This window comes from Bacillus sp. JJ675 (assembly GCF_036963165.1).
Classification (GTDB): domain Bacteria; phylum Bacillota; class Bacilli; order Bacillales; family Bacillaceae; genus Bacillus; species Bacillus glycinifermentans.
In genome coordinates, this window is sequence record NZ_JBALMR010000020.1 from 26,748 (window position 1) to 52,059 (window position 25,312).

The 25,312-nt window shown below is 47.1% G+C and carries 30 protein-coding genes and 5 pseudogenes; 8 read left to right on the forward strand and 27 right to left on the reverse strand.

Going from position 1 to position 25,312, the window contains the following annotated elements; all coding sequences use genetic code 11:
- From V7126_RS05675 to V7126_RS05765, 19 genes and pseudogenes are all read right to left on the reverse strand, one after another.
- Positions 1-624 (reverse strand): SDR family NAD(P)-dependent oxidoreductase (locus V7126_RS05675; protein WP_335497170.1); only part of this gene is annotated, 624 nt, incomplete at its 3' end.
- Positions 600-1,697: a mannonate dehydratase gene (gene uxuA / locus V7126_RS05680; RefSeq protein WP_335497172.1), complete on the reverse strand. Its 1,098-nt coding sequence runs from the start codon at positions 1,695-1,697 to the stop codon at positions 600-602. The genes V7126_RS05675 and uxuA, both read right to left, overlap by 25 nt.
- A 15-nt stretch (positions 1,698-1,712) precedes the next feature.
- Positions 1,713-2,729, reverse strand: coding sequence for a zinc-binding alcohol dehydrogenase family protein (locus tag V7126_RS05685; protein ID WP_216899174.1), 1,017 nt, complete (start codon positions 2,727-2,729; stop codon positions 1,713-1,715).
- A gap of 24 nt (positions 2,730-2,753) precedes the next feature.
- The gene (locus tag V7126_RS05690; protein WP_046131136.1) at positions 2,754-3,431 is read right to left on the reverse strand and encodes a GntR family transcriptional regulator; all 678 of its coding nucleotides are present in this window, start codon (positions 3,429-3,431) and stop codon (positions 2,754-2,756) included.
- 280 nt (positions 3,432-3,711) lie between these two features.
- Positions 3,712-3,975 (reverse strand): annotated as a pseudogene (locus V7126_RS05695) (peptidoglycan-binding domain-containing protein); the annotation flags it as partial.
- Positions 3,938-4,444 carry a peptidoglycan recognition protein family protein gene (locus V7126_RS05700; protein ID WP_335497176.1) on the reverse strand — a complete coding sequence of 169 codons (507 nt, stop codon included), beginning with the start codon at positions 4,442-4,444 and terminating at the stop codon, positions 3,938-3,940. The gene V7126_RS05700 and the pseudogene V7126_RS05695, both read right to left, overlap by 38 nt.
- The gene (locus V7126_RS05705; RefSeq protein WP_254416525.1) at positions 4,350-4,760 is read right to left on the reverse strand and encodes a peptidoglycan recognition protein family protein; all 411 of its coding nucleotides are present in this window, start codon (positions 4,758-4,760) and stop codon (positions 4,350-4,352) included. The genes V7126_RS05700 and V7126_RS05705 overlap by 95 nt, the downstream gene beginning before the upstream one ends.
- Before the next feature lie 49 nt (positions 4,761-4,809).
- Positions 4,810-5,073 carry a phage holin gene (locus V7126_RS05710; RefSeq protein ID WP_216899176.1) on the reverse strand — a complete coding sequence of 88 codons (264 nt, stop codon included), beginning with the start codon at positions 5,071-5,073 and terminating at the stop codon, positions 4,810-4,812.
- A gap of 14 nt (positions 5,074-5,087) precedes the next feature.
- Positions 5,088-5,357 carry a hemolysin XhlA family protein gene (locus V7126_RS05715; RefSeq protein ID WP_216899178.1) on the reverse strand — a complete coding sequence of 90 codons (270 nt, stop codon included), beginning with the start codon at positions 5,355-5,357 and terminating at the stop codon, positions 5,088-5,090.
- A 58-nt stretch (positions 5,358-5,415) separates the two neighbouring features.
- Positions 5,416-6,233, reverse strand: a pseudogene (locus tag V7126_RS05720) (glycerophosphodiester phosphodiesterase family protein); the annotation flags it as partial.
- Between the two features lie 1,203 nt (positions 6,234-7,436).
- Positions 7,437-7,940, reverse strand: a complete 504-nt coding sequence (locus V7126_RS05725; RefSeq protein ID WP_216899180.1) for a sigma-70 family RNA polymerase sigma factor — start codon at positions 7,938-7,940, stop codon at positions 7,437-7,439.
- A gap of 116 nt (positions 7,941-8,056) precedes the next feature.
- Positions 8,057-8,260 (reverse strand): XtrA/YqaO family protein, encoded by a 204-nt coding sequence (locus V7126_RS05730; RefSeq protein ID WP_373688022.1) that lies wholly within the window; start codon positions 8,258-8,260, stop codon positions 8,057-8,059.
- Positions 8,257-8,592 (reverse strand): hypothetical protein, encoded by a 336-nt coding sequence (locus V7126_RS05735; protein ID WP_046131142.1) that lies wholly within the window; start codon positions 8,590-8,592, stop codon positions 8,257-8,259. The genes V7126_RS05730 and V7126_RS05735 overlap by 4 nt, the downstream gene beginning before the upstream one ends.
- A 100-nt stretch (positions 8,593-8,692) precedes the next feature.
- Positions 8,693-8,866, reverse strand: coding sequence for a hypothetical protein (locus tag V7126_RS05740; RefSeq protein ID WP_164918147.1), 174 nt, complete (start codon positions 8,864-8,866; stop codon positions 8,693-8,695).
- Positions 8,866-9,666, reverse strand: coding sequence for an ATP-binding protein (locus tag V7126_RS05745; RefSeq protein WP_216899182.1), 801 nt, complete (start codon positions 9,664-9,666; stop codon positions 8,866-8,868). The genes V7126_RS05740 and V7126_RS05745 overlap by 1 nt, the downstream gene beginning before the upstream one ends.
- A complete protein-coding gene (locus V7126_RS05750) occupies positions 9,566-10,405 on the reverse strand; it encodes a phage portal protein (protein WP_175076319.1) in 840 nt (279 codons plus the stop codon). The genes V7126_RS05745 and V7126_RS05750 overlap by 101 nt, the downstream gene beginning before the upstream one ends.
- Entirely contained in the window at positions 10,402-10,572 is a 171-nt protein-coding gene (locus tag V7126_RS05755) for a hypothetical protein (RefSeq protein WP_175076320.1), read from the reverse strand. Before V7126_RS05755 ends, V7126_RS05750 begins: the two co-directional genes overlap by 4 nt.
- Positions 10,569-10,712: a hypothetical protein gene (locus tag V7126_RS05760; protein ID WP_164918146.1), complete on the reverse strand. Its 144-nt coding sequence runs from the start codon at positions 10,710-10,712 to the stop codon at positions 10,569-10,571. Before V7126_RS05760 ends, V7126_RS05755 begins: the two co-directional genes overlap by 4 nt.
- Positions 10,713-10,728: 16 nt before the next feature.
- Positions 10,729-10,965, reverse strand: coding sequence for a helix-turn-helix transcriptional regulator (locus tag V7126_RS05765; protein WP_175076321.1), 237 nt, complete (start codon positions 10,963-10,965; stop codon positions 10,729-10,731).
- Positions 10,966-11,139: 174 nt separating this feature from the next.
- Between V7126_RS05765 and xre the strand changes: the two genes are divergently transcribed.
- The gene (gene xre / locus V7126_RS05770; RefSeq protein ID WP_046131145.1) at positions 11,140-11,493 is read left to right on the forward strand and encodes an HTH-type transcriptional regulator Xre; all 354 of its coding nucleotides are present in this window, start codon (positions 11,140-11,142) and stop codon (positions 11,491-11,493) included.
- Positions 11,494-11,704: 211 nt separating this feature from the next.
- Positions 11,705-12,325 carry an ImmA/IrrE family metallo-endopeptidase gene (locus V7126_RS05775; RefSeq protein ID WP_373688025.1) on the forward strand — a complete coding sequence of 207 codons (621 nt, stop codon included), beginning with the start codon at positions 11,705-11,707 and terminating at the stop codon, positions 12,323-12,325.
- Positions 12,326-12,327: 2 nt separating this feature from the next.
- Here V7126_RS05775 and V7126_RS05780 read toward each other — a convergent pair whose 3' ends face one another.
- Complete coding sequence (locus V7126_RS05780) at positions 12,328-12,957, reverse strand: poly-gamma-glutamate hydrolase family protein (RefSeq protein ID WP_175076323.1); 630 nt, start codon at positions 12,955-12,957, stop codon at positions 12,328-12,330.
- A gap of 131 nt (positions 12,958-13,088) precedes the next feature.
- Between V7126_RS05780 and V7126_RS05785 the strand changes: the two genes are divergently transcribed.
- The 3 genes from V7126_RS05785 (at position 13,089) to V7126_RS05795 (ending at position 15,616) form a co-directional block, all read left to right on the forward strand.
- Entirely contained in the window at positions 13,089-13,502 is a 414-nt protein-coding gene (locus V7126_RS05785) for a YrvL family regulatory protein (protein WP_335497189.1), read from the forward strand.
- 109 nt (positions 13,503-13,611) lie between these two features.
- Complete coding sequence (locus V7126_RS05790; RefSeq protein ID WP_046131148.1) at positions 13,612-14,193, forward strand: TetR/AcrR family transcriptional regulator; 582 nt, start codon at positions 13,612-13,614, stop codon at positions 14,191-14,193.
- 1 nt (position 14,194) lies between these two features.
- A complete protein-coding gene (locus tag V7126_RS05795; protein ID WP_046131149.1) occupies positions 14,195-15,616 on the forward strand; it encodes an MDR family MFS transporter in 1,422 nt (473 codons plus the stop codon).
- 36 nt (positions 15,617-15,652) lie between these two features.
- Here the strand turns inward: V7126_RS05795 and V7126_RS05800 are convergent.
- From V7126_RS05800 to V7126_RS05815, 3 genes and pseudogenes are all read right to left on the reverse strand, one after another.
- Positions 15,653-15,850 (reverse strand): annotated as a pseudogene (locus V7126_RS05800) (peptidase G2 autoproteolytic cleavage domain-containing protein); the annotation flags it as partial.
- Positions 15,778-16,268 (reverse strand): annotated as a pseudogene (locus tag V7126_RS05805) (peptidase G2 autoproteolytic cleavage domain-containing protein). The pseudogenes V7126_RS05800 and V7126_RS05805, both read right to left, overlap by 73 nt.
- Before the next feature lie 103 nt (positions 16,269-16,371).
- Positions 16,372-17,142, reverse strand: coding sequence for a 3D domain-containing protein (locus V7126_RS05815; RefSeq protein ID WP_175076325.1), 771 nt, complete (start codon positions 17,140-17,142; stop codon positions 16,372-16,374).
- Positions 17,143-17,526: 384 nt separating this feature from the next.
- Between V7126_RS05815 and V7126_RS05820 the strand changes: the two genes are divergently transcribed.
- Positions 17,527-18,072 carry an IseA DL-endopeptidase inhibitor family protein gene (locus V7126_RS05820; RefSeq protein WP_175076326.1) on the forward strand — a complete coding sequence of 182 codons (546 nt, stop codon included), beginning with the start codon at positions 17,527-17,529 and terminating at the stop codon, positions 18,070-18,072.
- Between the two features lie 44 nt (positions 18,073-18,116).
- On the opposite strand, the pseudogene V7126_RS05825 reads toward V7126_RS05820, so the two are convergent.
- Both V7126_RS05825 and V7126_RS05830 read right to left on the reverse strand, forming a co-directional pair.
- Positions 18,117-18,495: pseudogene (locus V7126_RS05825) on the reverse strand (VOC family protein).
- A gap of 64 nt (positions 18,496-18,559) precedes the next feature.
- Positions 18,560-19,438, reverse strand: a complete 879-nt coding sequence (locus tag V7126_RS05830; protein WP_175076327.1) for a DMT family transporter — start codon at positions 19,436-19,438, stop codon at positions 18,560-18,562.
- Positions 19,439-19,539: 101 nt separating this feature from the next.
- On the opposite strand from V7126_RS05830, the gene V7126_RS05835 reads away from it, so the two are divergent.
- Positions 19,540-20,415, forward strand: a complete 876-nt coding sequence (locus tag V7126_RS05835; RefSeq protein WP_335497194.1) for a LysR family transcriptional regulator — start codon at positions 19,540-19,542, stop codon at positions 20,413-20,415.
- 58 nt (positions 20,416-20,473) lie between these two features.
- Here V7126_RS05835 and cysI read toward each other — a convergent pair whose 3' ends face one another.
- Together cysI and V7126_RS05845 are read right to left on the reverse strand one after the other, a co-directional pair.
- Positions 20,474-22,192: an assimilatory sulfite reductase (NADPH) hemoprotein subunit gene (gene cysI / locus V7126_RS05840; RefSeq protein ID WP_046131156.1), complete on the reverse strand. Its 1,719-nt coding sequence runs from the start codon at positions 22,190-22,192 to the stop codon at positions 20,474-20,476.
- A 26-nt stretch (positions 22,193-22,218) separates the two neighbouring features.
- A complete protein-coding gene (locus V7126_RS05845; protein WP_175076329.1) occupies positions 22,219-24,045 on the reverse strand; it encodes an assimilatory sulfite reductase (NADPH) flavoprotein subunit in 1,827 nt (608 codons plus the stop codon).
- 239 nt (positions 24,046-24,284) lie between these two features.
- Here V7126_RS05845 and V7126_RS05850 point away from each other — a divergent pair, with 239 nt between their 5' ends.
- Positions 24,285-25,172, forward strand: a complete 888-nt coding sequence (locus tag V7126_RS05850; RefSeq protein ID WP_046131158.1) for a LysR family transcriptional regulator — start codon at positions 24,285-24,287, stop codon at positions 25,170-25,172.
- Positions 25,173-25,312 lie beyond the last annotated feature (140 nt).

Here is a 25,312-nt window from a genome sequence, read left to right on the forward strand (position 1 = left end):
CGGCGCAATCGCATTGACGCGGATGCCCGTTTCAGCCAGGTAGACGGCAAGCCATTTCGTAAAATTTTCGATGCCGGCTTTTGCGGCGCTGTATGCGGGAACTTTCGTCATCGGGACTTGTGCGCTCATTGAGGATATATTGATCACTGATGCCCCTTTTCTGTTCAGCATCTTTTTCGTAAATATCTGGGTTGGAATGAAAGATCCGAGAAAGTTCAAATTGAAAACAGAACGAACATCGGCTGTGTGCAGGTCAAATAGCGTTGTGATATTTTCATTCAAGAGGTGGTCGGGATGCAGGGTTTCATTCGATGTCGTGCCGTTTGGATGGTTGCCTCCGGCTCCGTTGATCAAGAGGTCGCAGCCGCCAAAACGTTGTGCTACGAGACGCTCTGCCCGTTCGACGCTTTTTTGGTCGAGGACATCGCATTCGACCGCGATCGCCTCGCCTCCGGCTTTCTGAATGTCTGCGGCGACAAGCTCCCCGTTTTCAGCATTCCGGTTCAATATGGCCACCTTCATGCCCTGGCGGCCGAGCTCCCGCGCCATTGCGCCGCATAGCACTCCGCTCCCGCCGGTAATAACCGCCGTTTTCCCCTTTAACTGTTGATGGATTTCAAGCATTGTGAAGCCCCCCGTTTTTCTTTTTCCAGCGAATCCCAAATTCCCCATAAATACATGATCCCAAGCGCCCTGTCATACAGCCCGTATCCAGGCCTGCATGCTTCATTCCAGATGTGGCGGCCGTGATCGGGGCGTACATATCCGGAAAAGCCGGTTTCATGATAGGCTTTGACGATCCCGCAAATATCTACAGAGCCGTCCTCCGTCCTGTGCGACGTTTCGATAAAATCTTGATTATCATAAACTTTCACATTGCGGATATGTGCAAACGGAATCCGATCTGGATGCGTTTTGATGATTTGGATCATGTCGTTTTTCGGATTGGCGCCTAAGGAGCCGCTGCAAAGGGTGACGCCGTTGCTTGGATGGTCCACAAGCCTGAGCACCCGGCCGATGCTTTCTTCAGAGGTGATGATGCGCGGAAGCCCGAAAATCGGCCACGGCGGATCATCCGGATGAATCGCCATTTTGATCCCGCAGCGTGCGGCGGTAGGTATAATTTGCTCCAAGAAATAGTGAAGATGATTCCACAAATCGTCTTCTGTTACGTTTTGATATGCTTCAAAAAGCTTTGTCAGATGCTCAAGGCGCTCAGGCTCCCAGCCCGGCATCGTAAATTCCACGTTGTTTGCGATTTTATCGACGAGTTCAAAAGGGTCGATTTGGTCGACTTTTGCGTGTTCGTAAAACAAAGCGGTCGAACCGTCTTCCGCTTCTTTGTACAAATCGGTGCGGAGCCAGTCAAAAACGGGCATAAAATTATAGCAGATTACTTTGACGCCCGCCTTGGCCAGGTTTTCAATTGTACGCTTGTATCTTTCAATGTAAAGGTCTCTTGATGGCAGTCCAAGCTTTATATCCTCGTGAATGTTAACGCTTTCAACAACATCGATGTGAAACCCGTGCTTCTCGCAAATCCGCTTGACCTCCATAATGTCTTCCAGCGGCCATTCTTCGCCTGCAGGCAGATGATGAAGCGCCCATACGATTCCTTCAACACCGGGAATTTGCCTGATTTGCTCGAGGGTAACGGTATCATTGCCTTCTCCATACCATCTGAAAACCATTTTCATCACAGATCCCCCAGTTCAATAGGATAGTATCATTTTTGTCACCTGGTCCGGACAGTTTTTCGCTTTTCTCAGCGCCGCTTCGATTTCTGTAAACGGCATGACGTCGGTAATGAAAGATTCAGCGATCTTTGAATTCTCATGCAAAAACCGAATGACCTCCGGAAATTGACCGATGCTGTGCCTTGTACCATGAATATCGATATCTTTCTTCGTCAAAAGGAGCCCGGGAATCGTGACAGGTTCCCCTGTTAAGCCGACGATCACAATTTTCCCTCCCGCTGCCGCCAACAGGATCGACTGTTCGATTGTCGCAGGAACTCCCGCCGCTTCGATGACGATTCCGGCTCCTTCTCCATTCGTCAGCTTCAATATCTCTTCTTCCGCATTTACGTCAGCCGGCTGAATGGCGGCGTCTGCGCCGAATGATTCGGCAAGCTTCAGCCTTTTACGCACGGGATCGACGGCGATAACGTCCGCCTGAAACCGCTTCTTGATCTGAGCCAATATCGTTAGCCCGATCGGCCCCAATCCCAAGATGACAATGGTCTCGCCGTCTTGAACGTCTGCTCGCTTGATCGCCTGCGCCCCGATAGCAAACGGCTCGCACAAGGCGCCTGTGGCAAAATCCATATCATCCGGAATCGGGTGAACATGGGTTTCAGGGACGGCGATAAAATCAGCGAACCCTCCTTTTCGCACCGAGCCGATCATATCGATGTTTACACAGGCATTCGTCCTTCCTTTTCGGCAAGGGTAGCAGCTGCCGCATGAAATGGCCGGCTCGATCGCAACCCGCTCCCCCGGCGCCCGTTCTTTTACGGCTGTTCCCGTTTTTTCAATGACGCCAGACAGCTCGTGTCCGAAGATTTGCGGATACCGGCCGTAAGGATTCGAACCATCGTAAAAATGTACGTCGCTCCCGCAAATACCGGCCGCCTTCACCTTGACAAGGACTTCATGGGCGGCCGGTTCAGGGCATGGAACGTCTTGAAACACAATCGAAAAAGGCTTTGTCATTACCGCGGCTCTCACGCTCGTCACTCCTTTTTAAAGCGCTTACTTTTTGAAATAACCGGGAAATTCTTCGATCAGCATTTCCTTATCCACAATAACAAGCTTTAAATGCTCTTCGGCAATTCGGCGGGCTTCTGACGGCTGATGCGCTTTGATTGCTTCGATGAGGGCCGCATGCTGCTCATAAATCGTGTCCCAGTTAAAATCTGCAGCAAGTCTTAAAAACCGGATTCTCCGAAACGGAACGTTCATTTGCTGGATCGCTGACCAAATATTCGCTTTGCGGCATCCTTCAAAAATCAAGTTGTGAAATGCTTCATCCAAATCAAACAGGCTCTCATAATTTTTCTGATCGATCGACATCTCCTGCATCTTTACATTTTGCTCAAGCTCGATCATCGTTTGCTCCGGGAAATCCCGGCACGCTAATTCGGCAACCGCCTTTTCAAGGTTTTCCCTCATAAATCTCGCTTCCTCCACGAGATCGAGGTCAATTAACGATACTCGCGTTCCTTTTTGGGGATAGATTTCAAGCAGCCCCTCTTTTGCAAGCTGAAGAAAAGCTTCCCTGACCGGCGTTCTGCTGACTTCATACTTCCCGGAAATTTCTTTTTCCGAAATGTGCGTCCCCGGAATCAGCCGAAACTTCATAATATCTTCCTTAAGCCAATAATAAACCTGATCCCTTGCAGATCGTATGCTTGACTGAGTGATATTCATGATGCACCTCCCTTCCCCCATATGCTACCATACATGCATGGTAGTGTGGTAGTTGTTTTTTGAAAATTCTAAAATAAAAACCGAATTTTATATGTACATTTAAGAATGAATTGAGTTGGAGGGTGACCGGCACAATGCTTATTTTTTTCGGTAAAAATGAATTGAATTTTGAACGTTCCGTTAATGATGGCTGTTTTATCATGTTTATTTATAGAAAAGCTCCCGGAATTCATCCAGGAGCAGTTGGAACCCCGCAGGACTCTCATGAAAGAGAACTTTTTTATTTTAATAATAATTCAAGTTTTGCCTTTGTTTTCGGGCCATAAATACCGTCAGCCCCCAATCCATTCATCAACTGAAACCGTTTCACCGCATCCGCCGTTTTCGGGCCGTAAAATCCGTCGATCCCGTTATTTTTGGCTCCCTTGTCCGGATAAAAATAAAGAGCCGCCAGCGCTTCTTGGATGTGGCGGACGGCCGTCCCTTTCATCAGCGGGCGTTTGACTTTATAGATGCCCGACGGCAGCGGGTAAGNNTTTCTTTTCAATAGCCGCCAGCGCTTTTTCGGTGGAAGGGCCGTAAATGCCGTCGGCTGTGATCCCTGCTTGCTTTTGAAGAGACGTCACCGCCTGTACGGTTTCATTTCCGTAAGAGCCGTCGGCACCGTACTTCGGCAAAGGGAAGCCCGCGGCAATCAGCCGTTTTTGCAGCGTCTTTACGCTTGAGCCTGATGAGCCTTTTTTCAGAATCGTCCCTGTCGATTTGCTTGATTGGCTCGTTGCCGCCGTTGTTTTCGCTACCGTTTGATTCCCCAGAAGGCTCTCGACTTTTTTTCTGAATGCCGCAAGCTTGCTTGAATCGCTTACCCATGGCGCCGGACAGTTTTTGTTCGTCACATCATAGTGGCGCACGATGTTGTCAGTCGAAAGCCCGTAGCGCTTGCACAAATCCGCGACCAGTACGGCAGCGTTCTGAACAGTTTCGCCTGTGAATTTTACCGCCCTTTTCGACACACATTTCGACGCCGATTGCCGTCGTGTTGGCATTCGGCTTAAGAAAGCTCACATAACAGCGGTTCCCGTCATGCGCATGGTAAGCGACTTCATTCTCCGGAATGATCTGCTGCACTTCGTTTCGGTCGACGAAATAATGAGCCGAGGCGTAGCGTTCCGCGGCAATGCAAGTGCCGTTGAAGTAATTCCGCTCATTTAGCGCGGATGCCCCGGGAGTTGCCGTCCAGTGCATCACGACGCCTTTCACGCCCGACAATTTCAGCCCAGGCCGGGTGTACTGATTGACTTTCACAAAGTTTTTCACAACCTTAACCAATTGAACCACTCCTTTTTTTAAAATGAAAAAAGCCGCCCAGTAGGCAGCCTCATTTCGTCAATCCTTTTTGCTGCAGCACCTCTTTTTGCAGCTTTCCTTTGTCAGTGACATAGTTGTTTTTATACCAGGCGACAAGTGACGTGACGATTGTAAACACCATGGAACCTGCCAAATATAAGGCATCTGCCAATGTGTTGACCTGTTCCTCGCTGATCGGCAAAGCCGTTTTACCGATCATGATCAACATTTGGTTTGCCAATGCAATCAAAAGAAGCACCGTGCGAACCACTGTGCCTTTGTCAAAGGTTTTCATATTGCGTTTTCCTCCTATTTCTGCAAAAGGTTATAAAAAACGGCGATGGCCCCGCTGATGATGCCGGTGCTGACCGCCGTGATGATCGCGCCCGTAATGCTGCGCTTAATCCATGTTGTATTTTCTTCAATCTTGTTGAGCTTTTCGTTAATCGAGATAATCTGCTGATCGTGGCGGTCAGACGACCTTTCCAGCGTGGTCACGCGCTGTTCGAGCGTTTTGTGATCGGCTTTCAGCTCTGTCATCTCTTTTTGAAAAACGTCGAATTCCGGCGTTTGCGGCATGTTGCATTCCTCCTGTCCACCTCCTCAGGAACGAGGCAAAATAAAGACCCGTCTGCATAGACGAGTCTAATTGTTTTCGAGTGTAAGCTGGATTATTGGTAAACAATCCATCGACTTTTAATTGAAGCATTTTCTTTGTTAAGCTGTTCTCATTCTCGGCATCAAAAAACACATGAATCTGCAGGTTTTCATTATGAATCGTGTTGACAACGGATTCGTTGACCAATTTGGCATTCGGCCCGACTGCGGAAGCGTACGTTTTTATTTTTCTTAACGAATCAGGCGTTAAACGGCTGACTTCGTCATCGCGAAGGAGACGGGTGAGCGGAATGTCTTTATTGATTGATCGGATTTTCTTCAAGCTTTTTTCGCTAAAGGATTCCACAACTGCTTTGTTTTCTGCAATTAAACCATTCTTTTCGAGAATATTAACCAGCTCATAACCAATTGCCCATTTTCGTCTTCTCTCGTTTCAATGTAATAATTTGTAGACTTCCCGAGTTTCTTGATTATTTCTTCGATAGTTAGTATTTTCTGTCCCTTGCCGGCATTAAGCTTTTTAAGTTCTGACAGCTTTAAATCCTGAACTTTTCCTTTTCCGTTTGTCGTTCTGGCAACATCCTTATCATGTATGGCAACAAGCTTTCCGTCTTTCGTTTGCCTGAGATCGATCTCAATGTAATCCGCTTTATCTTTGACTGCACGTTCATAGGATAACAGCGTATGTTCCGGTTCTACTGCCGAAGCTCCCCTGTGGGCAATCATGAAAGGATGGTAGCTGTCGCTTGGTGCTGATTTTGTTGAAGTCTCAGCAGTAGAACAGCCGCTTATTAAAATGAATAGTCCGATGATGAGTGAATAGGTAATGTTTTTCATAAGTGCAAAAATATCATACTTTTCCACCAATATCAAAATTCCCTTTTAAAAAATACTCTTACATAAACCTAAAAGCACTGGTTATGCATCTTTTGAATTGCCGTTACCGGTTTTGGCACTCCCTTTTAATCGGCGAAACGGTTGGTCATCGGAACTTTGATTTCTTCAGCTTCAATGGTCTGTCATGGCAAAAGACCGTATATTTTTCCTCCGGATTTTCGTTTATTGGTGCTTCTTCTAAATTTAAATAATAAAAAAACACCCTCAGCTTATGCCGAGGATGTTTGGGGATTTAAACTTACCGTTTAACAATAAAAGCAGGTGTTTTCACTTGGAAATTCCCTCCATTAACGGTATCGTGAAAATACCCTTTAATTTTTTCCTTTCTTCAATTTAAGTTGAGAAATTTTAAACACTCTTGTCGGTGTCTGTTTTTTAAAAGTTCCTGATAGCAACTTACGAGATTCCCAATAATCTTTATTCCAAACTTCAGCCGAAAGCGTATACTTAAAGTTCGCAATACTACCGCCCCCGTATTTTGCAACAACGTCTAGTTGCTTTTGGTGAGTAGGAATCAGCATCTGTACAAATCTTTAAAACATAACTAGCATATTCATTTGAGCAAGGCATAATACATTTCTCCTTTTAGTTGGATGTAAAGTAAGGAAATCGGCTTGTTTCTTTCAGCTTCTCCGAAACATCAAAATCACCAACACATGGTTCTTTTCCTCAAGGGTCGGAAAGACCGGCAATTATGACAGGCTCATAAGGAACGATCGACTCTGCAAAAAGGATGTTTTAATCCGCACAGTACTTGGGTGCAGACTGGTGAATATTCACTTTTTGGTGGTGACTTGGGGTCGGTATTGAACATTTTACAAAACAGCGTCTGACGCTTATTTCAGCCCTTCTTACTGAATAGAGCTTGTCCCACCGGCGGCCGCGATTTTTCCTGCGTGACCTTTTTGTTGGAACCCCCGAGTTCATGGCTGATGGCCGAATTGAAATATTTCATTCATATTGTCGACAGAACCTGAATACCTCACCTCTTTCGTGTCCTTCGTTCTTGGTACCGCAGGATGCCGCCCCTCTATCAATTCGTCTTTTTCCAATCACTAGTTTGTTTTTCGTCGAAGCTGATTGGCACGATTTACTCACTTCACCTATAGGTGGCAAACGTATGACAAAAGCATGATCATTTTTTCACGCCGGACAATCGGCAGAATGTTTGATCTGTTTTTTCATTTTCGTTTGCGCACGCTTCACGTTTGTCTGTACGGTTGATTTTTTGATGCCGAGCAAAGCTGCAATCCGTTCATAGGAAAAGCGTTCAACCTTATGCAAAATAAAAATTTCTTTTTCCCGGGCCGTCAGGACGGATAGAGCCGCCTCGATCCGGGCTTTGTCGGCTGCCGGCACCTCATGGGCTGGCTCAAAACGGATTCCCTTAGAAAACGTGTCGATGATTTGCGGATCTTTGATCAGCATCCGTTTGTAGGAATCCCGTCTGTCGATGGACCGCCTGATTCCCGGTTCTCTTCCGTGTTCAAGCCAGTCGACGACATATTCCAAATCGGTGATCATGCTTCTGATCAGCTTTTTATCTTTCATCTGCTCAGCCGTCAGTCCCTCTTCGCCCTGAAGAGGCCGGTATAATGCTTTTGTTGTTTTTAATGTCCTTTTGTATTCAAAAAGCAAATCTTCCATTGTTGTTATCCTCCGTTTTTTGAAATAAAAAAGGACACCAATCAGCTGCACGCTCTTTCCGTGCATACTCTGATCAGTGTCCGCAGGCTTTCCGTCTTGGACTTATGATGTTTTCACTAAAACTTATAGCCGATTTCAAACTCGACTCTTGCAAGGTCCCCTTTTCTCGTTTCGATCACGGTTTTTCCGTGTTCAGGCGCCTCGGTCTGCCATGCCGTGCCTTTTACGCCGTCAAGCACGATCACCGTCACTTTGCCTTCTTCAATCCGGCTTCCGACAGTTGTTTCATGAATTGCTTTTAGTAGTGTCGGCTGTTTCAATTGCATTCCTCCTCTTCATGTGCTTCCGCTTTTGAGATCACCTTTTGTAAAACGTGCGCCAATTTGCTTTCTATTGAGTCTGAGCGGGCCCTTTCGTTGAAATAGGCGAGTGCCAGTTTTGCCGCGATCAACAGTTCCGGCGCAGCGGCGATTAATTGAGCATTTTTCTTTTGTGAAAAAGCTGTATAATCGCCGACTGTTGCGATTAATCTCCCGTTTGAATATGGAAACCGTTTTTTCTCGGCTTCACTGTATGCGGAATAAATATAGACATCCTTATCCGTTTTGACGACGCGCCATGGCAATGGGCTGTACGCCGAAGATTTTTCCACGCGTTTCCTTCCTCACTTTCCGTCTTCTTCATGCCATCTTCTGATTTGCACGTCTCTTTTAGCAGACGTCAGCACGATCAGAATCAAGGCTTTCAAACATTCAAACACCTTGCTTCACCCTTGTTTTCATTTTTGCTATCAGCGTTTCGAGCTTTTTGATCGATTCGGTTAAATCGCCGCTTTGCGATATGCTGCAATGCGGGCAAGACCTATAAGACACTCCCCAGCCGATGTCCTGATGAACGGAATTCCGCCCTTTGCACAATCGGCACATCAGACCATTCCCTCCAGTCTATGATTGATTTCAAAAGAGTTCCCTTTCAGGACGACGAGAAAGTCCCGGCACATTTCAAGGAGCCTCGTTCCAAGCGCTTCGTCAATGCGGACGATCTCTTCGGCGTCAAGCTCGCTTGAAAGCAGGATCGGTTTGTGGTTCAAATACCGGTAATTCACGATCGAATACGTTTGCTCAATCTGCCATTCGGTTGCCCTCGGCTTTCCGCCTGCAGGCTTAAACAGGTCATCGAGAAACAGAACCTCGATCTGTTTCATCCGGTTCAGTTTATCTTCAAGCACCGCAAAATCCCGCTTTAAATCGTTGAAGCCCTCGACAAATGGAAAATAAAGAACCGGAACGTGAAGCCTCCGCATCAGGTCGTTGGCCGCCGCCGTAAGCAGATGCGTTTTTCCTGATCCCGGGTTCCCTAAAAGCGAGATGCTGTTTCTGCGGCTCTCGCAAATGTCCGGATAGGCTTGTACGTATTCAAGGGCGCATTCGTATGCGTCTTTTACAGATTGATGCTTGCCTGCTGTCCGAAAGTTTTCAAAGCTAAGCTTTTTAAATTCCTCCGTAATCTCGCTCGATTTTAAAAGCCTTTGCGCCCTCCTCCATTCCAGGCAGGCGCAGGCCACCCATACTTCCATGTCCCCGCGCCGTTCGATAAATCCGAGTTCATCTTTGCACCTTGGACAGTCAAACGCGTTTAGAGCGGATTCGTCCGGTTTGTCCGCTTGTGATAAACGGCTCTTGTTTTTCAGCTCTTTCAAAACGTCGTCGATCGTTCGCCTTGCCAATGTGTTCCCTCCTTGTTTCCACACTCGTTTCCATGGCTGTGATGCGGTCCATGATGTATTTCTCGCAATAACCGAAGACCTTGATCGTCTCCCGCCTGCTTCTTCGCCGGCTTTCATACTCGATGAAGCACCGTTCAAGCCATTTGATTGTTTGCGGCAGCGGCACGCCGCGGGCGACAATCCGGGCGATGGCCTGATAATCCTTCGGCGAAGGGTGGACAAGGCGTCCTTCCTGGGCCGACCTGAGGGCGGCAAAACGTTCGACTATCGCCTCAACAGGGTCTGTAGTATTATTTGTGCTGATCTGTGTCATATCTCTATTCAAGCGGACGGGCCTGTCCGAACCGGCGGACTCATTTGCCCGTTCTTCCGCTTCTGAACGGACACGTCCGGCCCTTCGCTGATGAAGAAATTTTTTCGAATGTTTGACGGACAGAATGAAGCCGTAAGGCGCTCTCCTTACCGATATGTAGCCATTTTTCTCAAGAAGGGAAAGCCATCTTCTGACCGTTTTTTCGTTCACGCTGAAAACGAGCCCGAGCTCTGCCGCTTTCAGCGGCTTATGTCCGAGAACGATTCCCCATGTCACTCCATCCCGTTCAACCTCCCGCGTCGTTGAGCTGATGCACCATAAAAACAGCCAAACCGCATGTCCGATCTTTTCAAAATGTCCCGGAGTCAAAAGGCCCGAATAAATCGAAAATGGATAGCTCCCTTCACTGCTATGATGCCCGGTCATTTGGCTTCCTCCTGTCGTTTAAGCTTGACATACCGCTCATATTGACCTTTATTTTCGAATTGAAATACGGGCATTCCCTCCTTCGTAAATGCAATGGAGCCTCCCGCTTCACCGAGCCTCCATTGATCGAAACGATTCCCGCTGTATGGAATCAAGATCCTCTTCATCCGGTCTCCCTCCTTCCGTCAGGGCCTCCTGAAATAAAAACGCTTGTCCAAAATGGTCCTTTCGGATATGCTTTTCGCACTGACTCTTTCAGATAGCCGTATGCCCGTATCTCGGTAATCATTGGATGTTCGATGTTCATCCCTGGCGCCTCCCTCTTAGATCGATTTATTAACGATACGAATTTTATCAAAATCTATCTGAAAAAGATCAGGAAACAGCTCGCGGTCTGATACGGAATAGAGCGTTTCAAACTTCAGCATCGTGTTCCTGCCGAGGTTGCACGCGCCCCTTTCGATTTTGCGGACGTAAATTTCGGAAGTATTCAGCCGTTCGGCAACCTGCTTCTGCGTCAGCCTCCGCTTGAGGCGCTCTTCTATTAAACGTTTCCGCAAAGGCTTCACCCCCTGTTCCCTGATACAATTCGTATCTGTTTGACTACGATTATAAACGATACAGTTCTTATCATCAATACTTTTTTGATACTTTTTTTATCATATGTTTATTTCGATACATTTTGTATCTATAATAAAATCATAATGCCGAATTGAGGGAAGAGAGGTCATTGTATGTTAGGCGGCAGACTGAAACATTTGAGAGGAAAACGGACACAGGAAGAAGTGGCGAAACAGATCGGCGTTTCAAGGGCGCGCTATTCCCATTATGAAAACGGAAGAAGCGAGCCGGACTATGAAACCTTGAAAAAACTGGCTGATTACTATAAAGTGACAATAGACTATTTATTGACCGGAGCGGAGCATGACCGCTCTCTTAAAGATACGTTTGACGATCCAGATCTTCAAATTGCTTACCGGGACATGAAAGAGTTTTCTCCTGAAAGCAGGCAGCAGGCGATCGAGTTTATCCAATATTTGAAGGAAAAAGAGAAGAAGCGGAAGCCCGGGGAAAAACAAAACGGATAAATGGGGAATTTCCATCAAAAAATAACTGATGAGTGCGATAAAACAACAAAAAAGGAAGGATTTGCCGAAATGGGTGCTCATCGTTTATATTTTTGTATAGGCGTACAGAGCCCTCAGTGGGCTTTTCTTTGCCGAAAAACAGAACACTTGTTCGAAAGGGTGTCTCGTATTGAAATTTTATTTGTCACATCTAGAAGAATACATAAAAAATATGTATCTAAAGTTTGGTTTTACGGAGCCTTATCACATTGATATGAGCCGCATCGCCTCATACCTTAATATTTGGGTGCACTATGAAGACGTGAACAGCATGATGATCAAGCATGACGGCATGTACAGCATCATACTCAACAGCAGGCTCTCCAAAGAAAAGCAGTGGGAAGACTTTGCCCACGAGCTGTGCCACGTATTAAAGCATGCCGGAAATCAGTTGAACATGAACAAAATGTTCAGAGAGCTGCAGGAATTTCAAGCGTATCAATTCATGTATCACTTTTGCGTTCCGACTTTCATGCTTCTGAAACTGGATTTTCCCGAGCTTCGCTGCCACGCGGCAAACATGATCGCCGAGCTCTTTAATGTAACGGAAGAGTTTGCCGCCAAACGAGTCGAACTATTTGAAAAAAGGCAGATCGGAATCCAGTTTCACCAAGCATGGACGGCCAGCCTTCGTAAAGCAGATCCTTCTGAAGACCGGATGATTGACCTTCATGATGAGGAAGACGAATTCACGCGCTATCGAAAAAGCGCCCGACGCCCTTACCCTTTTGGAAAAAACGCAAAAACGTGCATCGCCGCCGAAAAGCGGACACCGTATCTGCTGAAAAACTAAGCTCAGCCATAGGCAGCCGCGGCCCCTTCTTTGACTGCTTTTATATATTGATGGAAAACGTCGTTTTGTGAACCGTCTCTTCCCTTTAAGCTGAAGCGGCCGAACATCGCCTTCCGCTGGGCTGTGCTGATTTCAAACTGCACGCTCAGCCCTGTTCTGCACCGGTTGTTGATGCTTTCCGGGGATGTTCCCGAAAAACGGGCGCCTCTTTCCTGCAATTCCGCTGAAAAGCCGTGCCTTCTCAGCGCATTGACGAAGATCGCCGCGCGTTTTCGGTCCGTCCCCCCGACTAATGTATGGCAATGTGACGGGTCAAAATAGCCGTGAAAAGCCAGCACGTATTGATGATCCGCAGCCATCTTGACGGCAAGCGGATCATCAAAGCAGGCGCTTGTCACATGCAGATCCTTGTTCCCGCGCGGTTTGATTCCCTCAAACAAATATACGGAAGCGCGATCAGCAAAAGCCCGTACAATTTCGCTGATTCCAGGCTCAATGCCGCCGCCGTGAGGAGACATCACAAGCAGGCCTTTCCCCGCAGTGCGTGCAAAAACACTGTAATCAACCCCTTCGGTTTCATTTTGTGACAATTCCTTGAAATTTGCGTATCGATCAGCGGAAGCCCTGTTCATTTCTTTGTTTTTCCCTTTCCTGATTGCCTTTTTTCATGTAGTTTATCGGGAGTTTTGATGATTGTAAATTACATTTTCTAATTTTTTTGTTATGATCAGAAGTATACTGTCAGATTAGGAATGAATGCCAAATGATGAAAAATATACTCGGGAACATGCTTGTCGTTACGCTCATCTTTCTTCTGATCATATTTGCCCTTGCGCTACTCGTCGGCACCTGTTTTTTCGGAGTGACCGGCTTTTTCGCGATTTTCGGCGTTACCTATGATTCGCCGGGCTCCCTGCTGCTGTTTATTCTTTTAAGCTTTGTGATCGGTTTTATTTTTGAAATTCCCGAAAAAATTCTCGCCCTGCTGATCGGGCATAAATTCATAACATTTGCAATCGAATGCTTCTTTACCTGGCTCGCGATTCACATTGCCGATGAGATGATGGACAGCATCACGATCCCTCTTGATGTTGAAATCATAGCCTGTATGTTTTTATTCGTGATCCAGCAGGCGTTTGAAGACATTGACGAAAAGAACAGGGCGGAAAATATCTGAAAAAAATAGTCCATTGCAATCATTTCAAAATAGGGCCTTTAGAAAAGGCTCTTTTTTTCGCTATAATTTATATAGACCGATCAGTATAAAATGAAAGGTGATAAAACGGATGAAGGAAAAAACAAGCAGCCGGGACAACATCTTACGCACGGCTTCGCGATTATTCCGCAAGCAAGGCTACCATGCGACAGGCTTAAATCAAATCACGGCAGAAAGCGGCGCTCCCAGAGGCTCGCTTTATTACTACTTCCCCGGAGGCAAAGAAGAGCTTGCAGCAGAAGCCATCAAAATGACCGGTGAAGCGGTTAAAGCATTTATCAGGTCTGCGATCAGCCGATCACCGGATCCTGCAGAAGCGTTTCAAGCCTATCTTCAGACGATGGCCGACGGGTTTGAGGAATACATCATGGAGGATTACGAGGACATTCCGATCGTCTCTTTCGCTTCAGAAACATGGTCATTCAGCGAAACGCTCAGACAAGCGTGTGATCAAGTTTACGAAGACTGGCGGCTTGTTTACGAAGAAAAGCTCATACGGTCCGGCTTTCAGAAAGAAAAAGCCAAAACGCTGAGCATCGCGATACAAGCCATGATAGAAGGCGCTTATGTGCTGTCCGTCACGAAAAAAAGCGGGCTGCCGTTAAGCGCCGCCGCCGAACACATTCAAACGATAATCAAGGAGGGGAAATGAAATGGAGCATACCAATAGAAGCACATTTATGATCATCGCCATTTTAATCGTGGGCAATTTCCTCGCTTTGATAAATGAAACGGTAATGAATGTTGCATTGCCGAAGATGATCGAAGACTTTAACGTATCAGCAAATACGGCACAGTGGATGTCAACAGGATACATGCTGATGATCGGAATCGCCGTGCCGGTTACTGCCTTTTTCATGCAGCGCTTTACGACAAGACAGCTGTTTCTTACAGCGATGAGCTTATTTACAGCGGGAACCCTTTTGGCAGGCATTGCCCCCGTCTTTCCCCTCGTCCTCACAGGGCGGATTATTCAAGGTTCGGGGACGGGACTTATTTTACCGCTGGTGATGAATGTCATCCTGACACTCGTTCCGCCGCAGAAGCGCGGAACGATGACGGGGATGATGACGCTTGTGATTTTATTTGCGCCTGCTATCGGTCCAGTCATTTCAGGCTTCATCGTCGAACATTATTCATGGCGGGTCGTCTTTTTCATGATGCTGCCCGTTGCGCTTTTCATGATCATTTATGCGGCATTCCGCTTAGAAAATGTGACCGAACAGACCAACCCGAAAATTGATATTCTATCGATCATGTTGTCTACCATCGGATTCGGTGGAATCGTATTTGGCTTCAGCAACGCGGGAGAAGCCGGCTGGAACAGCCCGAAGGTCGTCATCGGACTGGCGGCGGGGATCATCGGATTAGTCTTATTTGTACGCCGGCAGCTCACATTAAAAGAGCCGATGCTCGATATGCGGCCATTCCGGTCCAAGGTGTTTTCAACGACAGTCGTCCTCGTGTGGCTCATCATGATGCTGCAATTTTCGATGATGCTGATTTTGCCGCTCTACTTCCAAATGGCGCTCGACCTTTCGCCTTTGTCTACCGGCTTGCTGATGCTGCCTGGCGGACTGGTCCTTGCTTTGACTTCTCTTGTTGCAGGACGCCTTTTTGATAAGCTCGGCTTCAGGCCGCTTCTTCTCGCCGGTTTAATCATTGTCATCTGCGTTCTCCTGCTGTTTACAAAGATCTCAAGCGGCACATCGATGGCTGCCGCCATGATGCTGTACGCGGGCTTTACGCTCGGCGTCGGTTTCACGATGGCCCCTGTCATGACGCTCGGATTAAACCAGGTGCCCAAGCCCTTGTACCCGCATGGTTCAGCGATTATGAATACGGTCAACCAAGTATCAGGCGCGATCGGCCCGGCTTTATACACGACAATCTTGACAACCGTTTCAAACCGGTTTATCCGGCAATCTGCGATTACAAGCGAAAAAGATTTGCAAATGCAGGGGATGACAGCGGGCGTTCATACGGCTTACTTTGTCGCGATAGGGTTCGCCGTTGTCGCACTGGCGCTCTCTTTTCTGATCAAGGCCAAAAATAAAGAGGTGCAGCATATGTAAAAAAAGCAGTCCGGGATCAAGCCGGACTACTTTTTTTCAGAGAATAAATACGAGGGCAATTCCATATCCGCGCTGAGCATCATATTCCGACGTAATCCTCATGGCCTGCCAGCGCTGTTCCGGTTGATCTGCTTTCGTTGCGATTCCCGAGTCTGCTACAATCAAACCGTCTGCCTTGACTGTTTCGCCACATCTGATATACACCTGTCCGGCAAGGCCGACCACATTCCATTCATCGCGATCGTTTCTTGACTCGTATTCTTGGTCAGGGCGGTAATCCGGATTTTCTTTAGGGCCATGACCTTTTCGCCGTCAGGGCCTGGTTGCAGTTCATACACATATCCGCCAAACTCATTCTTGACGTAGCGGCCTGACCAGTGAAGGCTTGCTTCCCCGAGGACCACACCGGCGGTTTCCGAGATGACGCCGAAGAGATTGTCGCCTTTTTCCGCCGGTCTGATCTTATCGCCTTCAAGTGCGACAATCGTTCCAGCCGGAATCTTTTTCCCGTCGGGCTTTCGAGATACTCGGCGTAGCCTGTAAAGGTTTGGGGACCGGTTATGCTTCCAGAGGCTTTGATCATGCCGTTTCTGGCGTGCAATTCAATCTTTCTGCTCGCCGTAGAAGGAGTGCTGCCCACAACCCATTCCATTGCTACCGAATTGGAGTTCGAGAGAAGAAATCGCTTTCATCTATAGGTGGCAAACGTATGACATATAAAAAAGACACGGAATACAAATCCGTGCCTTTCTATATCAATCTAATATTTTCACTTTAACCGTTCTAACGCCCCAATCAAGCGCGTCTGCTTTATTTGGAATAAATACGTCGATTTTATGCCCGGTAATGGCGCTTCCGGTGTCTTCAGCGGTCGCTTCGCCGTAGCCTTCAACATACACTTTGGAACCTAGCGGTATCACGTCCGGGTCAACCGCGATTACTTTGGCATCCCGGTTGGCATTCAGATCGACTCCTGTTTTCGTAATGCCTGAAATGCCGCCGTCGTTTGCCGTATATGCTGTTGCTGTAACGGTGATTTCTTTTGCAGCCGATTCCGGCTTGCTGCTTGAGACTGCTTTCTGTTTTGCAGGCGCCTCAGGCTGTTCGCTTCGGACGGCTGCTTGTTTAACAGGTGCTTTCAGACCCGTCCCACCTCCGGTTACCGCCAGCGTTTTTCCGGCAAAAATCAAGTCCGATTTGAGGTTGTTCCACTTTTGAAGATCGTTCACAGAAACACCGAACTCTCGAGCGATTTTTGATAATGTATCTCCCGGTTTGATGGTGTACTGCTTTTGATCTGAGTTTTCTTCTTGAGAAGAAATGTTCAGCTTTTGACCAGGCAAAATAATGTCTGTGGAAAGCTGATTCCATTTTTTCAAGTCCTTTAGGTTCATCCCGTATTCGCGGGAAATCCCCCAGAGCGTGTCCCCTTTTTCAACACTAATCTCTTTTGCTGAGGCGCTTGCTCCGAATGCAGTCGCTGACATAGCTGCGGCTGCAGCCAAGGACATTATTGTCTTCTTCATAAGTTAAAATCCTCCCTTGTTAGCTCTTTTGAAACTAACAGGGAAAATCGTAACACAGCAAAATGTCATCCCCGTGACAGATCGGTGTGAATTCAGTTACAGTTTGTTTACTGATATAGTTGGATTTTATAAAAAATTTTAAATTTTTAAAAAATGATCAAACTGTTTATATTTAAAGGGAATGGGGTATTGGTATTGTGGACAGACCCTAACGCCGATGTTTGCCGAAGTCTCATTTTATATCATTTATCAAGGAGAAAAAAAGATTTTTTCAGCAAAACAGCGGACGGAAAAATTTTCTTCGAAAACATATTGTAATCTAACCGTAATTATTGTAACATTTGTAACATAAGAGATATTATTTTTCTTAAGGAGAGAGTTACATTGAAAAAATTTATCGTTTTTGCCTTGACTGCCTTCTTGATTCTGCCGATCCATACGACAATTGCCGCGAAACATACATCAGGTGACTTAACGAAACAACAGGTTTTGACGATGACATTACAGGCCCGCGAACATTTTTGGAATACAATGACCGGCCACAATCCGAAAGCAAAACACTCGACATGCGTAACGAAAACGTTTGAATATCAAAATTTGCCTTATGTTTACATGTGCAGTGAATTCGGCACGAAAGCAAAATTGACGAATTACTTGACCCCCGTTTTCACAAAAGATGCGATCACGAACGGATTAAAAAAATACAATATCATCAGTTATAAAGGAAAAATGGCCGTTCCGGTCGGCGACGGGGACAACCTGTTAGATTGGAAGAAAGCAACATTCAAACTGATCTCCAAAAAAGGCAATGCCCGCACGTATGAATTTACCGTGCCTGCCAAGGACGGATCGCCTTCTGCAAAAAGAAAAATCACATTCGTAAAGGAAAACAACAAGTGGAAAATCAATCAGCTGGATGCCGCCATCTAAATAAAAAAGCTAATGTCTAAAAAAGACATTAGCTTTTTTCACCGTTATACCGTCAGTTCAACAAGGTTGCCGTCCGGATCCTGAATGACGCTTTCATAATAGCCGTCTCCGGTCAACCCGGGGCTCTCCGGCGATACGGACGCCTTCCTCTTTTAACCGGCGGGTCGTTTCATCTACCTTTTCACGTGAACCCAGAGAGAACGCCATATGCGCATAGCCTTCTTTTTCCCCGCTTCCGTCTGCGACATCCGGCCGCCTCATCAGCTCAAGCCGGGTTCCTGATTCAAACTGTATAAAATATGATTCAAACTGCTTTTTCGGATTGACGTATTTTTCGTTTGCCGTGCCGTTGAAAACCCTCGTATAAAAATCTTTCATTTCCTCTAAGTTATTCGTCCAAATTGCAATATGTTCAATTTTCATTTTTCATCCCCCCATTTGATATTACCATATCTTTTTTAGAGGGAGATGTATCGACATAGAAAATTCATGCTTTGTTTTGGGCAAATTTGAACGTATTCATGAAGATCCCGCAGCATATCAAGACTGCTCCGATCATGATCTGGATCGTAATCTGCTCATGCAACTCCAGCCACCCAAACAAGAGTCCGAGCACGGGGACGAACATTAAAGCCATGGATGCCTTAGACGCTTCGATTTGATTGAGCACCCAAAACCAAACGACAAATGTAAAAGCGGTCGAAAACAAACCATTAAATAATAATGACAGAACAGCGCTGCTTGACCACTCGATTGCATGAGCAGGTTCCAATATAAAGGAACAGGCGAGCAGCATGACAGCTCCCATCATGAGATGCCAGGCATTCATATGAATGATATCAATATCCTTGAATCGCAGTTTGCTGAAAACATTCGCGATCCCCCAGCTGAGCGCCGCCGTAAGGACGCAAAGCTCCCCTATGATCGCACCGTGGCCGGCATTGAAACTGTCTTTGCCGAATATGAATAAAAGCCCGGTGAAACCGCATATCAAGCCGAGCGTTTTATAAACGTTCATTTTCTCGTTTAATGTAAAATGGCTGATCACGGTAACAAAAATCGGCATGGTATACACCAAAACAGACGTTTTTCCCGAATCGACGAATTGCATGCCGTACGTTAAGATCCCCATATATCCGAGACCCATTAGCAGACTCATGATGATATAGTTTTTTAGATGCGCTTTTCCGATCGAGAGTTTTTTCCTTCTGATGAAGAGAATGAAAAATAAAGGAACCGCTCCGATGAACAGCCGCAAAGCTGAAAACAGCAACGGGGGAATGTCGTGGATCGCCAGTTTCATCGTCACCCATGTATAGCCCCAAATGAGCGTAACCGAAACGATTCCAAGTATGACCTTGATCATAAAATCCAGCCGCCTTTCTTGTAAGATGTTGTGCTCGTTTTTATGATATGCTACCTTTACATATAACTGAAATACATATTAATTATCGGGGGTATAACCAATTGGTTATGAATATGAATCACCTGCACATATTTGTGAAGGTCGCAGAAAAACTGAATATTACAGAAGCCGCCAAAGAATTGTTCATCTCACAGCCGGCGGTAAGCAAAGCGATTAAAAATCTGGAGAACGCGCTGCATGTCCGATTATTTATTAGGGATAAACAGAACGGCTTAATCCTGACTGACGTCGGAAAGGAAATACTGCTGCTGGCAAGGCAAATGAAAGCAATCGAAAGCAAAATGCAGCAAGTGGCCGACCGGGAAAACAAACTGTTAAGCGGGAAGGTGAAGATCGGTTCGTTCCCTGCCGTCTCGACGAATCTTTTGCCGCAGGCCATCGCGGCATTTAGAGCGCAATACCCGCTCGTTCACATCGAATTAACCGAAGGGACGTCAGAGCAGATCAAAGGATGGGTAGAGGATCGAACGGTTGATTTCGGGATCGTCACATCCCCGTTTGAACCGTTTGACCGTCAAGTATTGTTCGGCGATTACATGGTAGCCGTCATCCCTGAGGAGCATGCAGGCTTAAAGGACGCTGCACTCGTCGACCTTAAAGCGTACCGGGACGATATAATATTTTGCAAAGGCGGCCATGAAATCGCCGTATCGCAAACGCTAGAGCAGCACGGAATCGAATTAAGGGAAACCTTGACGGTCCAAAACGCAGAAACATTGATGAATATGGTCAAACATCAATTAGGAATCGGCATCATTTCAAACTTTACGCTTTCGTCTGTATCACATGAGCTGGTCAAAAAGGATATCTTTCCCCGAATCACCCGCGAGATCGGCATTATTGCGCACTCATTCGATGAAATCTCCCCGGCGGCGCATGAGTTTATCAAGGTCTTGAGCCAATGTACAGTCCGATAAAGCCTGTGTCATACCCGAAAAAAAACCGCTTCGGCCAATAAGCCAAGGCGGTTTTTCATCAATCGTGAAAATTCGTGCCGTCTGTCGTTTCTTTAACGATGCCCGCGCGGATGACGAAGTCGCCGAAACGCTCGCCTTCCTCGCGCTCTTTTGCATAGCGCGGAAGAATCGTGCGAAGTTCGTTTAAAATCTCTTCCTCGCCGATGTTTTCCCGGTACATTTTGCTCAGGCGGCTGCCGTCAAACGCGGCGCCGAGATACATGTTGTACTTGCCGGGCGCTTTGCCGACAAACCCGATTTCGCCGAGCGCGTGCCGGGCGCAGCCGTTCGGACAGCCGGTCATCCGGATCGTGATCTCTTCATTGCGAAGTCCGTTTTCTTCGATAATCTCATCGATCTTGTCAATCAAAACAGGCAAATAGCGTTCCGATTCTGCCATAGCCAGTCCGCACGTCGGCAGCGCGACGCACGCGATCGAGCTGCGGCGTAGCGCCGTATAATGCTTGCCGTCTGTCAAGCCGTACTGCTCGATCAGCTCGCTGATTTTTTTCTTTTTCTGGCTTGAGACATTGGCGATGATCAAGTTTTGATTCGCAGTCAGCCGGAATTCGCCTGTATGGACTTTGGCGATTTCGCGCAGGCCGGTCATCAGCTTGTAGTCATCGTAGTCTGTGACGCGTCCGCCTTCGATAAACAGCGTTAAATGCCATTTTCCTTTTACGCCTTTCACCCAGCCGAAGCGGTCGCCGTTACGATCAAATTGAAACGGTTTTGCTTCAGCGAGACTCCAGCCGAGGCGGCTTTCAAGCTCGTTTTTGACCGTTTCAAGCCCGAGGCGGTCAACCGTGTACTTGAAGCGGGCGTTTTTGCGGACGGAGCGGTTGCCGTAGTCGCGCTGAATCGTAATCGTTTTTTCGGCTACATCATAGATTTGTTCCGGTTTGCAAAAGCCGATGACTTTGGCAAGCTGCGGATATGTCGCTTTGTCCCCGTGCGTCATGCCCATTCCGCCGCCGATCGCCACGTTGAAGCCGATAAGCTTGCCGTCTTCGACGATCGCGATAAAACCGAGATCCTGCGAAAACACGTCGATATCGTTTGACGGCGGAACGGCAATTCCGATTTTGAATTTCCGGGGCAAATAAAGCGGTCCGTACATTGGTTCGACTTCTTCCGCTTCCGGCGTGCCGGCGACCTTTTCCTCATCAAGCCAAATTTCATGATATGCTCGCGTCTTAGGAAGCAGGTCATCGCTCAATTTTTTCGACCATTCATAGACTTCGGCATGAACGTCAGACTGATACGGATTTGAAGCGCACATCACATTGCGGTTGACATCGCCGCATGCCGCGATCGTATCCAACAATACCGAATTGATTTTCTGAATCGTTTTTTTCATATTCCATTTTAAAATGCCGTGCATTTGAAAGGTTTCCCTCGTCGTCAGCTTCAGTGTGCCGTTACCGTACTGGCGGGCAAGCTCATCCATGACAAGCCATTGTTCAGGCGTGGCCACTCCGCCCGGCATGCGCACGCGAAGCATGAACTGATACGCGGGCTCAAGCTTCTGCTTTTGGCGCTCATTGCGAAGGTCGCGGTCATCTTGCAAATAGCTGCCGTGATGCTTCATCAGACGGTTATCGTCATCGGAAATTCCGGCTGAGATCTTCTCCAGCATCGACTCCTTCAAGGTGCCGCGCAAATAGTCGCTTTCCCTTTTGATGCGTTCAACATCGCTTGGCGGGCCTTCAGGCGCTTTTAATATTTGATTCCCCATGTTGGAAAAACCCCTTTCAGTCAAAATCAGTATACATCGCGCAAATAGCGTTTTTGCTGCTTCATCTCGGCTAAGTAAGCTTCCGCTTCTTCACGGCTCATGCCGCCTTCTTTTTCGATAATGTCCAGCAAAGCGTTTTGAACGTCATGCGCCATGTTTTTCTTATCGCCGCAAACGTAGAATACCGCCCCTTCTTGAAGCCACTCAAACAGTTCTTTGCTGTGCTCAAGCATCCGGTGCTGTACATACACTTTTTCTTCCGTATCACGGGAAAATGCGACATCCATTTTTGTCAGCACGCCGTCTTTCAGCCATTTTTGCCATTCCGTCTGATAGAGGAAATCTGTAACGAAATGCTGGTCGCCGAAGAACATCCATGACTTCCCTTTTGCCCCGGTTTCTTCGCGCTCCTGCATAAACGAGCGGAACGGCGCGACACCTGTGCCGGGTCCGACCATGATAATCGGCGCATCAGGATTTTCCGGAAGCTTGAAGTGTTTGTTCGGCTGGATGAATACCGGCAGCGTATCCCCCGGCTGAAGGCGTTCGGCGCACAAAACGGAGCATACCCCTTTCCTGTCCCTCCCGTGTGCATGATAGCGGACGGCGCCGATCGTCAAATGCACTTCGTCAGGGTTCGCTTGAAAGCTGCTCGCGATTGAGTAAAGACGCGGAGGCATTTTCCGGAGAATCGAAACGAACTCCTGCGCTGATGCGCTGAACGGCCCGAAATCTCTCACAAAATCAAGCAAATCGCGCCCTTGTAGATACTCTTTTAATTGTGCTTCGTTTCCCGGCGACGTGAGTTCTTGCAGCTTTTCATTCTCAGAAAATCCAGCAGCCTGCTGAAGAAACTTTTTCGTTAAAACAGTGATTTCAAAGTGCGAAGTCAACGCTTCTTTAAGCGGGAGGCGCTCCCCTTGTTTATCAACGGTGACGACTTCCTCAGGATTCCATTTGAGCTCCTTCAACACAAGCTCAACAAGCTCCGGGTCATTTTCCGGATAAATGCCGAGCGCATCACCCGGCTCATATGTGAGGCCTGATCCTTCGAGCGATAGTTCGAGATGGCGCGTTTCTTTGTTTGAACCGCGTCCATTAAGATTGATATTTTCCAGCACTTCTGCCCGAAACGGGTTTTTTCTCGAATAGACCGTTTCAGCGGCTTGAGGAGCTGCAGCCTGGCTTTGTACCGGGCTTCCGCTTTGTCCCCCGGCTTCACTCAGACCGCCGAGAACGCCTTCAAGCCAGGCGGACGCAGGTTCGTCAAAGTCAACATCACAGTCAACGCGCGGATAAAGCCTTTTCCCGCCGAGTTCTTCAAGGCGCTGATCGAAATCTTTTCCCGTCTTGCAGAAAAACTCGTACGAAGTGTCTCCGAGGGCCAATACGGAAAAACGGAGATCATCAAGCTTTGGCGCCCGTCTGCCATGGAGAAACTCATGGAAGGACAGCGCGTTATCCGGCGGCTCCCCTTCACCGTGCGTACTGACGACGATCAGCAGGTTTTTGATCTTTTTCAGCTGATTCGCCTTAAAGTCGCTCATGGATGAAACGGTTACTTCGAAGCCGTGCTCCTTTAGTTTTTTGCCGGCATTTTCTGCAAGTCCGTGGGCATTTCCTGTCTGTGATCCGTAAAGAATGGTCACTTCTTTTGAAACAGACTGCACCGGTTGAGCCGCCGGAGCTTCCGCCGTCGGCGCCTCCAGCGCGGCCGCTGCCTCAAAGGACTGGGACGCCGCCAGATAACCGCTCAGCCAGGCTTTCTGCGATTCTGTCAATGTCGGCAGAAGACGGTTGAGGAGCTCTGCCTGCTCCTGATTAAACGGACTGTTCATTACCTGAAGTTGCAACGATATCCACCTCGCTATGGAATAAAAAAATAACAAGCACCACTATTCCCATCAATCAAATCGGTTTTAATGACGCAAAAATGTTCAACGCGTATCTTCGTATGACTCGTAACCTGCGGTCTGATGAACATTTCCTAAAAAAGATTCTAATTTAAAGTTTACTGGAATACGCGGCATTAGTAAAATATATATTAATTATTGCAGCTATTAATATTTTTAATAGATAAGGTGGGATTCTTTTGCATTATGATGCGCTAAAGACATTTGTCACCCTTGCCGAAGTGAAAAACTTTACAAAAACTGCCGAAATTCTGCTTATGTCGCAGCCAAGCGTGAGCATGCACATTAAAAACCTTGAGAAAGAATTCCAGACAAAGCTGTTTGAACGCTCACCGAAATTGTTAAAGATCACCCCTACAGGTGAAATTCTATACGACCGGGCAAAACAAATGATCACGATATATGAACAGACAAAACAGGACATTCTCGACCATCACAATTCCATTAAAGGCGAGTTGAAAATCGGGGCTAGCTTTACGATCGGCGAGTATATTCTGCCCGCTTTGCTGTTTGACCTCCAAAACGACTATCCGGAGCTTGAACTTCAAGTCGTCATCGGCAATACGGAAGAAATCGTGCAATCCGTCCGTCTGTATAAGGTTGACATCGGTTTAATTGAAGGGCAGACAAACGAAAAAGATCTTTCCGTCCATGCTTTCATGCAGGACGAACTGTACATCGCCGCTTCAAGCGATCATCCGCTCGCAAAAAAACAGGAAGTGACGATGGCCGATCTTCAGAATCAGACATGGGTAACGAGGGAAGTCGGATCAGGAACCCGCGAATACCTTAATCACGTCATTCGGTCAAACGGTTTAAAAGTGAAGTCGTTTCTTATGATCAGCAGCAATCAAGGCATAAAAGAAACCTTGATGACGGGCATCGGGCTTTCCCTGCTGTCTAGGAGCGTCATCGACAGAGACGTCCAGCACGGAAACCTTTCCTTAATCAAGCTGAAAAACCAAACGTTTAACAGAACCCTTTCCTATATTTATTCCCCCATTATGCAGGATAAGAAAAACGTGAAGACGTTTATCAATGCGCTGGACAAATCTGCTCAATTTTAATGAAAAAAGTGAAATATTTAAAAACAATAAAAAGCTGTGCTAACTGAAAAAACAGAGAATAATTAAGAGTATTTTGTTATCGAGCTCTAAAAAGGAAGAAAGCACCCGATTCATTCGGGTGCTCAGCTTGTCGACAAAGT

Excerpts from the sequence above, each read along its gene's own strand:
- uxuA (WP_335497172.1), bottom strand. The coding sequence starts at position 1,697 with ATGAAAATGGTTTTCAGATGGTATGGAGAAGGCAATGATACCGTTACC.
- V7126_RS05690 (WP_046131136.1), bottom strand. The coding sequence starts at position 3,431 with ATGAATATCACTCAGTCAAGCATACGATCTGCAAGGGATCAGGTTTAT.
- V7126_RS05710 (WP_216899176.1), bottom strand. The coding sequence starts at position 5,073 with ATGAAAACCTTTGACAAAGGCACAGTGGTTCGCACGGTGCTTCTTTTG.
- V7126_RS05715 (WP_216899178.1), bottom strand. The coding sequence starts at position 5,357 with ATGCCGCAAACGCCGGAATTCGACGTTTTTCAAAAAGAGATGACAGAG.
- V7126_RS05725 (WP_216899180.1), bottom strand. The coding sequence starts at position 7,940 with ATGGAAGATTTGCTTTTTGAATACAAAAGGACATTAAAAACAACAAAA.
- V7126_RS05740 (WP_164918147.1), bottom strand. The coding sequence starts at position 8,866 with ATGTGCCGATTGTGCAAAGGGCGGAATTCCGTTCATCAGGACATCGGC.
- V7126_RS05750 (WP_175076319.1), bottom strand. The coding sequence starts at position 10,405 with ATGACCGGGCATCATAGCAGTGAAGGGAGCTATCCATTTTCGATTTAT.
- V7126_RS05755 (WP_175076320.1), bottom strand. The coding sequence starts at position 10,572 with ATGAAGAGGATCTTGATTCCATACAGCGGGAATCGTTTCGATCAATGG.
- V7126_RS05760 (WP_164918146.1), bottom strand. The coding sequence starts at position 10,712 with ATGAACATCGAACATCCAATGATTACCGAGATACGGGCATACGGCTAT.
- xre (WP_046131145.1), top strand. The coding sequence starts at position 11,140 with ATGTTAGGCGGCAGACTGAAACATTTGAGAGGAAAACGGACACAGGAA.
- V7126_RS05775 (WP_373688025.1), top strand. The coding sequence starts at position 11,705 with ATGTATCTAAAGTTTGGTTTTACGGAGCCTTATCACATTGATATGAGC.
- V7126_RS05780 (WP_175076323.1), bottom strand. The coding sequence starts at position 12,957 with ATGAACAGGGCTTCCGCTGATCGATACGCAAATTTCAAGGAATTGTCA.
- V7126_RS05785 (WP_335497189.1), top strand. The coding sequence starts at position 13,089 with ATGATGAAAAATATACTCGGGAACATGCTTGTCGTTACGCTCATCTTT.
- V7126_RS05790 (WP_046131148.1), top strand. The coding sequence starts at position 13,612 with ATGAAGGAAAAAACAAGCAGCCGGGACAACATCTTACGCACGGCTTCG.
- V7126_RS05795 (WP_046131149.1), top strand. The coding sequence starts at position 14,195 with ATGGAGCATACCAATAGAAGCACATTTATGATCATCGCCATTTTAATC.
- V7126_RS05815 (WP_175076325.1), bottom strand. The coding sequence starts at position 17,142 with ATGAAGAAGACAATAATGTCCTTGGCTGCAGCCGCAGCTATGTCAGCG.
- V7126_RS05830 (WP_175076327.1), bottom strand. The coding sequence starts at position 19,438 with ATGATCAAGGTCATACTTGGAATCGTTTCGGTTACGCTCATTTGGGGC.
- cysI (WP_046131156.1), bottom strand. The coding sequence starts at position 22,192 with ATGGGGAATCAAATATTAAAAGCGCCTGAAGGCCCGCCAAGCGATGTT.